At 69.2% G+C, this 9,364-nt stretch carries 8 protein-coding genes; 2 read left to right on the top strand and 6 right to left on the bottom strand.

The window, feature by feature from the left end:
* From hutF to HUW62_RS14620, 6 genes are all read right to left on the bottom strand, one after another.
* Positions 1–1,247: formimidoylglutamate deiminase (hutF, locus tag HUW62_RS14645; protein ID WP_176434794.1), on the bottom strand; the 1,247-nt coding region annotated here is incomplete at its 3' end.
* A 65-nt stretch (positions 1,248–1,312) separates the two neighbouring features.
* Positions 1,313–2,842, bottom strand: coding sequence for a ChaN family lipoprotein (locus tag HUW62_RS14640; RefSeq protein ID WP_163869419.1), 1,530 nt, complete (start codon positions 2,840–2,842; stop codon positions 1,313–1,315).
* Positions 2,843–2,898: 56 nt separating this feature from the next.
* Entirely contained in the window at positions 2,899–4,392 is a 1,494-nt protein-coding gene (locus tag HUW62_RS14635; protein ID WP_255203430.1) for a hypothetical protein, read from the bottom strand.
* A 65-nt stretch (positions 4,393–4,457) separates the two neighbouring features.
* Positions 4,458–5,930: a ChaN family lipoprotein gene (locus HUW62_RS14630; RefSeq protein ID WP_255203429.1), complete on the bottom strand. Its 1,473-nt coding sequence runs from the start codon at positions 5,928–5,930 to the stop codon at positions 4,458–4,460.
* Between the two features lie 89 nt (positions 5,931–6,019).
* Entirely contained in the window at positions 6,020–6,499 is a 480-nt protein-coding gene (locus tag HUW62_RS14625; RefSeq protein WP_163869421.1) for a ferritin-like domain-containing protein, read from the bottom strand.
* Between the two features lie 115 nt (positions 6,500–6,614).
* The gene (locus HUW62_RS14620; RefSeq protein WP_163869422.1) at positions 6,615–6,920 is read right to left on the bottom strand and encodes a hypothetical protein; all 306 of its coding nucleotides are present in this window, start codon (positions 6,918–6,920) and stop codon (positions 6,615–6,617) included.
* Between the two features lie 181 nt (positions 6,921–7,101).
* Here HUW62_RS14620 and ligD point away from each other — a divergent pair, with 181 nt between their 5' ends.
* Positions 7,102–8,331, top strand: a complete 1,230-nt coding sequence (gene ligD, locus HUW62_RS14615; RefSeq protein WP_368670414.1) for a non-homologous end-joining DNA ligase — start codon at positions 7,102–7,104, stop codon at positions 8,329–8,331.
* 78 nt (positions 8,332–8,409) lie between these two features.
* Positions 8,410–9,357, top strand: coding sequence for a DMT family transporter (locus HUW62_RS14610; RefSeq protein WP_176434793.1), 948 nt, complete (start codon positions 8,410–8,412; stop codon positions 9,355–9,357).
* The last annotated feature ends 7 nt before the right edge of the window (positions 9,358–9,364 follow it).

Here is a 9,364-nt window from a genome sequence, read left to right as displayed (position 1 = left end):
ATGGAGGCCAGCAAAGACGAAGGACTTGCGCCCACCAGCGACGGGTGCCCCACGTCCACCGTGAAGAAGTCCGCGAGCGCCCCGGGCTCCAGCGTCCCCGAGGACAGGCCCAGGCTGCGCGCCCCCTCCACCGTGGCCATGCCCAACAGCCGCGCCGCCAGGCCCGACACCTCCCCGCCCCCCGGGTCCAGCACCGCGCGCCGCAACCTCGCGAGCCGCAGGTGCCCTTCGAGCTGCCGCGCCTCGTCCAGCAGGTCCACCAGCGCCTGACTGTCCGAGCCCAGGCTGATGCTCGCCCCCGCCTTCGCCAGCGCGTCCGCGGGGACGATGCCGTCGCCCAGGTTGCGCTCCGTGGACGGACACGCGCACACCGTCGCGTGGGCGGTGCCCAGCATGGCCACCTCCTCGTCCGTCAGGTGCACGCCATGCACGGCGGCGAAGCCCGGGGTCAACAGCCCCAGGTCCGACAGCAGCTCCACCGGCCGACGCCCATGCTCGGCGAGACACGCTTCGATTTCCTTCGGCTGCTCCGCCACGTGCATGTGCACGGGGAACCCTCGCACCTTCGAGACGGCGGAAAGCCAGTCCTTCGTCACCGCGCGCACGCTGTGCGGCGCCAATCCCACGCTGACCGCCGCGTCGTCGCCTACCTCGCGAGCCAGCGACTCCGCCGACGCGAGGAAGGTGTCCACGTCCGGGTCGATGAAGCGACGCTGGCGGGGATTCGCCGCCACCTGGAAGCCCGCGCGCGCATAACCCACGCGCAACAGGCAGATGCGCAGCCCCGCGTCCCGCGCCGCTCGGATGACGGCGTGGGCCAGCACGTTCCGGTCGGCATACGGCGTGCCGTCATGCTGGTGGTGGATGTAGTGGAACTCGCCCACCGTGGTGATGCCCGCCAGCGCCATCTCCACGAAGACCTGCCGCGAGGCCACGTACACGTCCTCGGGCCCCAGGGCCTCGGCGGCGCGATACATGGCCTCTCGCCAGCTCCAGAAGTCATCCGCCTCGCGCCCGGAGACGACGTACTCGGTGCGTCCGCGAATCAGGCGCTGGAAGGCATGGGAGTGGCCGTTGACCAGGCCCGGCAACAGCGCGCGGCCTGGAAGCCGGACGACGCTCGCCCCGGTGGGCACGGACGACGCGTCGACGACGCGGCCCTCGGCGCCCACGGCCAGGGCGAGCCCCTCGATGAGCCGGCCTCCCACGTACAGGAAGTCCGGCTGGTAGACAGTGATGTCGCTCACCCCGACAACGTATGCCAGCGGACCGCGTCCCGCAGCAGCCAAGACACGGTCCGCCAGCGATGCTGTCAGCGCACGAACGCCACCCTGGACCCCTGGTCCGAGGCCGGGTGAACGGTGTTGTCATCCGCGCCCGGACGCCCCAGGCCGCGCTGCACCGCCGGTGCGGACGCGTTCACCGAGCCCACGTAGAACACCCCGTGGTAGCCCTCCGAGTTCACCGAGTCCCACGTGTGCACGAAGAAGCGGGAGCCATTGTCCTTGCCCTTTGCTTCACGCACACCGCAGTCGAGCGAGCTCTTCACGCCCTTCGAGTCCACCGAGCAGATCCACGTGGTCCCCGTGGCGTAGGCCATGTCCAGCGCCACCACGTCGTCCAGCTTCTCCTTCAACAGCAAGCCCATGGGCCGGTGCTGGGGGTCCCAGGGCAGGCCCTTCTTGGTGCGCGAGTGGATGTTGCCCGACAGCACCACGTGGAAGCGCTGGGGGCTCGACTCCACCTGGAATGCCACCGTCGCCGCCATCGCGTCCTCACGCTGCTGCCCGTTCGCCTTCGGGTGGTCGAACACGAAGACGTCCACATCCAGGCCCTGCGAGCGCAACTGACGCAGGTGCTCCAGCATGTTCGCCATCGCCTCGCTGCCACGGCCATCCGGATACGGGCTGCGCCAGAAGGGCGCCTCCATCAGCTTCAACCAGTCCGCCTCCGTCCCCTGGCTGTCCAGGAACGCATCCACGCGCCCCTGGTTCTCCAGTGGCAGCTCCAGGCCCACCGTCACCGGAGTGCCCGCCACCATCGCCTGACAGGCGGCCTGCGCCACGAAGCGCGGCACCTCCCGCGTGCCATGCACCTCGCCCAGGAGCAGCACCGCGCCCGGCTTCGCCTGCTTGCCCAGGCCGATGATGGGCAGTCCGCACTCCACCGCGAACTGTGACGGGGCCTCCTTCGCGCTCGGCGCCTTGGCCACCCTCACCGGCTTGGGCGCGTTCTCCTCCTTCGCCAGCAGCGGTGCCACCTCGCGGAACACCCGCCACTCCATCACCAGGTCTCGCTGCCCCTGCCCCGACTCCGCGAAGAACGAGGTCTCTCCCCGAGGCGTGGCGATGACCTCCTCCCAGTCCTCGGACGAGGTCAGCGGCGCGCTCTGTGGCTGAGTCGGCTCAGCGAGGTATGCGTCCTTCTCCTCCTCCGAACGAGGTCCCCTCGGCCCCATGTCCCAGGCGCGGGTGGGGCTCCAATCCACCTGATTGCCCGAGTTGGCCAGGGTCTTGTTCAGGCTCTTGGTGATGCGAAAAATCTGGAGCTTGCTCGACGTGGGTGTCTCGCGCCGGCCCACCACCATGTACCGGTGGAAGAAGCCCGAAATCTTCGAGCCTCCGAACTCCTGCCGCCAGTCCGTCTCCAGCACCATGCTGCCCTGGTCCTCGCGGAAGGGCAGCTGGTTGCGCGTGAAGAACTCCCGAACCTCCGGCCACATCTCCGCGAGCGGCCGGTCGTAGATGGCCTCCCGGTCCGGATAGTCCAGCGCGCCGCGGTGGGCCGTGCAACCCAACCAACCCAAGGACAGCAGCAACAACGTATACGTTATCTGACGCATCCACCCTCCGTGCCATGCAGGAAACGCGGGCAGGAGGGTGGAATATCGCCCCCGAGTCAGCGGAAGGACGCCAAGGTCTCCGCCTCGACTGCGAAGGGCTTCTTGCTGCCCTCCTTGCCCGGACCTCGCTCACCCACGCGGATGGCCGGCGCCGACGCGTTCACCGCGCCCACGTAGAACACCCCGTGGTAGCCCTCCGAGTTCGCCGAGTCCCACGTGTGCACGAAGTAGCGCTCGCCGTTGTCCTTGCCCTTCGCCTCGCGCACGCCGCAGTCCAGCCTGTCCCGCACGCCCTTCGAGTCCACCGAGCAGATCCACGCGGTGCCGGTGTCGTAGGCCATGTCCAACGCCACCACGTTCTCCAGCTTCTCCTTCAGGAGCAAGCCCATGGGCCGGTGCTGCTTGTTCCACGGCAGGCCCTTCTTGGTGCGCGAGTGGATGTTGCCCGACAGCACCACGTAGAAGCGCTGGGGCGCGGACTCCACCTGGTGGATGAGCGTGGCCGCCATCGCGTCCTCGCGCTGCTGCCCGTTCGCCTTCGGGTGGTCGAACACGACGACCTCCACGTCCAGGCCCCGCGAGCGCAACTGGCGCAACTGCTCCAGCATGTTCGCCATCGCCTCACTGCCACGGCCATCCGGATACGGGCTGCGCCAGAAGGGCGACTCCATCAGCTTCTGCCAGTCCTCCTCCCCGCCCTGGCTGTCCAGGAACGCATCCACCCGGCCCTGATTCTCCAGCGGCAACTCCAGCCCCACCGTCACGGGGATGCCCGCCACCGTCGACTGGCAGGAGGTCTGCGCCACGAAGCGCGGCACCTCGCGGGTGCCGTGCAGCTCGCCCAGCATCAGCACCGCGCCCGGCTTCGCCTGCTTGCCCAGGCCGATGATGGGCAGACCACACTCCATGGAAATCTGCGACGGCGCCTCCTTCGCGTTCGGCGCCTTGGCCACCTGCACCGGCTTGGGCGCGTTCTCCTCCTTCGCCAGCAGCGGTGCCACCTCGCGGAACACCCGCCACTCCATCAACAAGTCTCGTTGGCCCTGAGCCGACTCGATGAAGAGGTTCTCTCCGCGCGGCGCATCGATGACCTCCTCCCAGTCCTCGGCGGTGGTGAGGGGCTCGCTTCCTCCCGACGTCGGCGCGGCGTCAGTCTCGCTGCTCCGCATGAGGTGCCGCGAGGGGCTCCAGTCCAACTGCCTGCCAGCAGGGGACAGCGTCTTGTTCGAGCTCTTGGTGATGCGGAAAATCTGGAGCTTGCTCGACGTGGGCGTCTCGCGCCGGCCCACCACCATGTACCGGTGGAAGAAGCCCGAAATCTTCGAGCCTCCGAACTCCTGCCTCCACTCCGTCTGCAGCACCATGCTGCCCTTGTCCTCACGGAAGGGGAGCTGGTTGCGCGTGAAGTAGCCTTGCACCTCCGGCCACATCTCGGCGAGCGGCCGGTCGTAGATGGCCTCCCGGTCCGGAATCTCCAAGTCACTCCGGTGGGCCGAACAGCCCGCCAGGCTCCAGGCCAACAACACCACCGCATACAGTACCGAGCGCATCCACCCTCCGGATCTCACGTTCCCAGAATGGAACGCGACCTGGAGGGTGGCATATCGCCCCCGAATCAGCGCGAGGACGCGAGCGTCCCTGCCTCCTGCATGAAGGGACTCTTGCTGCCCTCCTTGCCCGGGCCCTGCTCACCCACGCGGATGGCCGGCGCCGACGCGTTCACCGCGCCCACGTAGAACACCCCGTGGTAGCCCTCCGAGTTCACCGAGTCCCACGTGTGCACGAAGTAGCGCTCGCCGTTGTCCTTGCCCTTCGCCTCGCGCACACCGCAGTCCAGCCTGTCCCGCACGCCCTTCGAATCCACCGAGCAGATCCACGTGGTGCCCGTGGCGTAGGCCATGTCCAGCGCCACCACTTCGTCCAGCTTCTCCTTCAGGAGAAGGCCCATGGGCCGGTGCTGGGGGTTCCAGGGCAGGCCCTTCTTGGTGCGCGAGTGGATGTTGCCCGACAGCACCACGTGGAAGCGCTGCGGGCTCGACTCCACCTGGAACGCCACCGTCGCCGCCATCGCGTCCTCGCGCTGCTGCCCGTTCGCCTTCGGGTGGTCGAACACGAAGATGTCCACATCCAGGCCCTGCGAGCGCAACTGACGCAGGTGCTCCAGCATGTTCGCCATCGCCGCGCTGCCACGACCGTCCGGATACGGGCTGCGCCAGAAGGGCGCCTCCATCAGCTTCAGCCAGTCCTCTTCCCCACCCTCGCTGTCCAGGAACGCATCCACCCGGCCCTGATTCTCCAGCGGCAGCTCCAGGCCCACCGTCACCGGCATGCCCGCCACCGTCGCCTGGCAGGCGGCCTGCGCCACGAACCGCGGCACCTCCTGCGTGCCATGCATCTCGCCCAGCAGCAGCACCGCGCCCGGCTTCGCCTGCTTGCCCAGGCCGATGATGGGCAGACCGCACTCCACCGCGAACTTCGACGGCGCTTCCTTCGCGTTCGGCGCCTTGGCCACCTGCACCGGCTTGGGCGCGTTCTCTTCCTTCGCCAGCACGGGCGCCACCTCTCGGAACACCCGCCACTCCATCACCATGTCGCGCTGGCCCTGCCCCGACTCGGCGAAGAACCCGTTCTCTCCCCGAGGGAACGCCAGCCGTTCCTCGGCGTCCTCGGCGCTCATCCCAGCGAGCGCCGGGTCGGCCCCGGGCCCCGCCAGACTCCGGCTCACCCCCCAGTCAATCTGGTTGCCCGGGGGCGACAGCGTCTTGTTCAGGCTCTTGGTGATGCGGAAAATCTGGAGCTTGCTCGACGTGGGCGTCTCGCGTCGGCCCACCACCATGTACCGGTGGAAGAAGCCCGAAATCTTCGAGCCTCCGAACTCCTGCCGCCACTCCGTCTCCAGCACCATGCTGCCCGTGTCCTCGCGGAAGGGCAGCTCGTTGCGCGTGAAGAACCCGCGCACCTCCGGCCACATCTCCGCGAGCGGCCGGTCATAGATGGCTTCCCGGTCCGGATAATCCAGCTCACTGCGATGGGCCGCGCAGCCCGTCACCATGAACGCACACGCCAAGACCACGACCCAGCGAACCATGCCGCCTCCAGGCAATCCCTGTCCGGAAGCCTAGAACGGCGGCACATGTCTCGCATATCGGACGGGGCAACCCCGCCCGCCTCCAGGGGTCAGGCCTGGACCTCGGAACCCTCATGGGCGGAGGCCCGCTCCCAGGGGCGGGTCCGGACGGCCTCGCGAATCCAGAGGATGTGGCGCCGCTCGTCCTCGCGGTGCCGTTCGATGAGCACACGCACGTCGGGGCTCCAGTCGAAGCGCAGCGCCAGGTCATAGGCCCGGTTGGAGAACTCCTCGTTGCCGAGCATGGCCACCAGCGCCGCCTCGGTGCCCATCATGCTGGACATCGCGGTGAGCCCCTTCATCGCCGCGCCCTTCAGGTCCGGCCGCAGGTCCACCGGTGCGCCACCGAAGTGGTGGATGAAGCCGTTGAGCTCCTGCACGTGGCGAAGGTGGTCGGCGCGGAACCCGCCGAGCCGCTCGCGGACCAGCGGCTCCGGGATTCGAGCGAGCGCCGCGTCGTACGCGCCCACCGCATCCGCGTCGAGCTGGGCCAGGCTCCGCAGTCGTGCCACCTCGGACTTCTCGGCCATGTCGACTTCCTCCGCGCCAGGGTCGCGTGCAATGTGAGAAGCCTCTTCCCGAAGGCCAACCCGTCCCGGAAGTCCCAGGTCCGTTTGCCCTGATGCCGGGCAGGCGGGCAGCGGCTCAGACTGGAGGCCGCGCCGGACGCAAGGCGGGCGCGGCGGAGCGGCGCGCTCCGCGGCGGTGCTGGAGGACGATGAGCTCCCCGAGCACGGCGCTCACCAGCAGCAGCGCGTTCGTCACCACGAAGACCCAGTTGCGCACCAGCACGCTGTAGACGGTGAAGCCCAGGGACGCCGTCATCTGTCCCACGAAGAGCCACTTGGAGACGCCCTGACTGGAGCCTGACTTCCACTGCTTGTGGATCTGCGTTCCCAGGGTCATCAACAGAACGAAGGAACTGAACCAGCCCACGGCCTCGGTGCCCATGCATCCTCCCGGATACAGATGCGCACGCGCTCGCTCGCCGTCAGCCAGGGCGGACCGCACTCGCGCGAAGCCATCGGTGACGGGGCGAGCCGGAAGGGGCCTGGTCGGCTGGTGACTCTCCGCGCCGAGCCCGCGCCCGCTCGACATTGCGACAGGCGCTCCGGATGCCAACCGTTGAGACGTGAACCGCTCCAACGCACGACTCCGCGCCTACCGTCGCAAGAAGGCCGTGGCTCGCAAGGCAAACGCTGGACGCCCGAGCCGCGCGGCGGCGGTGCCCCGGACGCCGAAGAAGCTGTTGGAGCGGATGGGTGCGCCCATGCTGGCGCGGCTCGCGCGGACCGAGGAAGCAGGAGATGACACCCATGTCTACGAGGTAGTGCGTGAGCGGCCCGCTCCCAGTGAGTCCAAGGCCGCCCACACGACACCTCGTCGCACGAAGCAGCGCGCGGCCTCCTCGCGGTCGACACGCACGGGGACCCGCCGTGCCACCGGAGAGCTGCGTGCACCCCGGGCGCAGGTCGCAAGGACGTCCGCACCCGAGCGCCGCGAGGAACCCGAGTCAGGGCTCGCGAAGCTCACCCACGGTGACCGCGTCCTCTTCCCTCGCACCGGGCTGACGAAGGCGGACGTCTTCGCCTACTACCGCGAGGTGGCGCCGCTGCTGGTGCCCATCCTCACGGACCGCCCCATCTCCGTGCAGCAGTGGCCCGCGGGAATCGCCGCCCCGGGCTTCTTCCGGCACGAGCTGTCTGGAACTCCCTCCTGGGTGCCCACGCTGAGCGTGCGCCATGTGGAGAAGTCCCTGCGACACGTGAATGTGAACGGCGAGGAGCCCCTGCTCTGGCTCGCCAACCAGTCCGCACTCACGTTGCACATGTGGCTGAGTCACGCGCCCAAGCTCTCGCAGCCGGACTTCCTCGCCATGGACCTGGACCCAGGCAAGGGGGGCTGGTCCGACGTGGTGACAGTGGCGCTCGCGCTCCGCGAGCTGCTCGAGGAGCAGGGCCTGGAGGGCTACCCGAAGACCTCCGGCAAGCGCGGCCTGCATGTCCTCATTCCACTGGCGCCGGGACACACCTACGCGAAGGTCCAGGCCCATGCGAACGCGCTGGCCCAGGCGCTGGAGGCCCGGCTGGGAGACCTGGCCACCACGGTGCGCGGCATCGAGGCGCGCAAGGGCCGGCTCTATCTGGACGCGGGACAGAACGCGCGCGGCAAGACGGTGGTCGCGCCCTACTCGCTTCGCGCTCGCGAGGCCGCGCCCTTCTCCGCGCCCCTGAAGTGGAGCGAGGTGACTCGGAGACTGGACCCCGCGCGCTTCAATCTCCGCACACTGAAGAAGCGCCTGGACGCCGTGGGGGACTTGTTCGCCCCCGCGCTGAAGCACCCGCGGCGGTTGCCTGACTGACGCCCGGTCGCCTGCCCTCCCTCGCACGTGAAGCGCTTCGGTGCACGCGCCCGAAGCGGGTGCTATGGCGACGCCACCATGGACTCCGCCACCGCATCCGGCACCGTGAAGCCGGCCGGCCCGCTCAAGGTCGCCCTCGCCTACTGCACGTGCTTCGTGTTGTGGGGCTCCACCTGGTCCGTGGTGAAGGTGGGCCTGGAGGACCTGCCGCCGCTGCGCTTCCTCGGCACTCGCATGCTGGTGGCGGGACTCTTCCTGCTGCCCTTCGCGCGCGCACGGGGACGGGTGGACGCACGCACCGGAGGGCGCATCGCCGCGCTGGGCCTGCTCCAGCTCGCCGTGCCCTTCGGCCTGCTCTTCTTCGCGCAGCAGTGGATTCCCTCGAGCTGGGCCGCGCTGCTGTTCTCCACCTTCCCCCTGTGGCTGCTGCTCATCGGGCGCGTGCTGATGCCGGACCAGCCCCTGACGCCGGGCAAGCTGCTCGCGGCGGGCCTGGGCGCGGTGGGCGTGGGAGTGCTCCACGCCTCGGGCGTCGAGGGCCTGGAGCTGTCTGGCAAGGTGCTGCTCGGCGTGGTGCTGACGCTGGTGGCCGTGGCCGTCATCGCCGTGGCCAACGTGCTGGCCCGGCGATACATGGCTCATGTCCCCGCGCAGATACTCGTGTTCGGCCAGACGCTCAGCAGCGCGGTGCCACTGCTCGCGCTCTCCTTCCTGCTGGAGTCGGGCTCGCCCGGAAACTGGACGCCGCGCGCGCTGGGCGCCGTCTTCTACCTGGCGGTGTTCGGCACGGCCTTCACGTACCTGTGCCTCTACTGGCTCCTGCCGCGCATCTCGCTCACTGCGCTGGGCGCGATGGCCCTGCTCGACACGCTGGTGGCGGTGGTGCTGGGCGTCGCCTTCCTCGGTGAGCCCTTCACCGTGTCGCTCGTCGTGGGCGGCACCCTCATCCTCGGGGGCGCCGCGCTGGCCAACGCGCTGCCGAAGGAAACCGCGCCTCGTCCCGCCGACGAGGGCACGTCTCACTGAACCACGG

The sequence above is a fragment of the Myxococcus sp. AM011 genome (genome assembly GCF_013372595.1).
In the GTDB taxonomy this organism is placed as follows: domain Bacteria; phylum Myxococcota; class Myxococcia; order Myxococcales; family Myxococcaceae; genus Myxococcus; species Myxococcus eversor.
Note: the sequence above shows the minus strand (reverse complement) of the source record. Positions and strands in the feature narration are given on the sequence as shown.

Bases quoted from the DNA above. Each gene is read 5' to 3' on its own strand.
- HUW62_RS14640 (WP_163869419.1), bottom strand. From the start codon at position 2,842: ATGCGTCAGATAACGTATACGTTGTTGCTGCTGTCCTTGGGTTGGTTG.
- HUW62_RS14635 (WP_255203430.1), bottom strand. From the start codon at position 4,392: ATGCGCTCGGTACTGTATGCGGTGGTGTTGTTGGCCTGGAGCCTGGCG.
- HUW62_RS14630 (WP_255203429.1), bottom strand. From the start codon at position 5,930: ATGGTTCGCTGGGTCGTGGTCTTGGCGTGTGCGTTCATGGTGACGGGC.
- HUW62_RS14625 (WP_163869421.1), bottom strand. From the start codon at position 6,499: ATGGCCGAGAAGTCCGAGGTGGCACGACTGCGGAGCCTGGCCCAGCTC.
- HUW62_RS14620 (WP_163869422.1), bottom strand. From the start codon at position 6,920: ATGGGCACCGAGGCCGTGGGCTGGTTCAGTTCCTTCGTTCTGTTGATG.
- HUW62_RS14610 (WP_176434793.1), top strand. From the start codon at position 8,410: ATGGACTCCGCCACCGCATCCGGCACCGTGAAGCCGGCCGGCCCGCTC.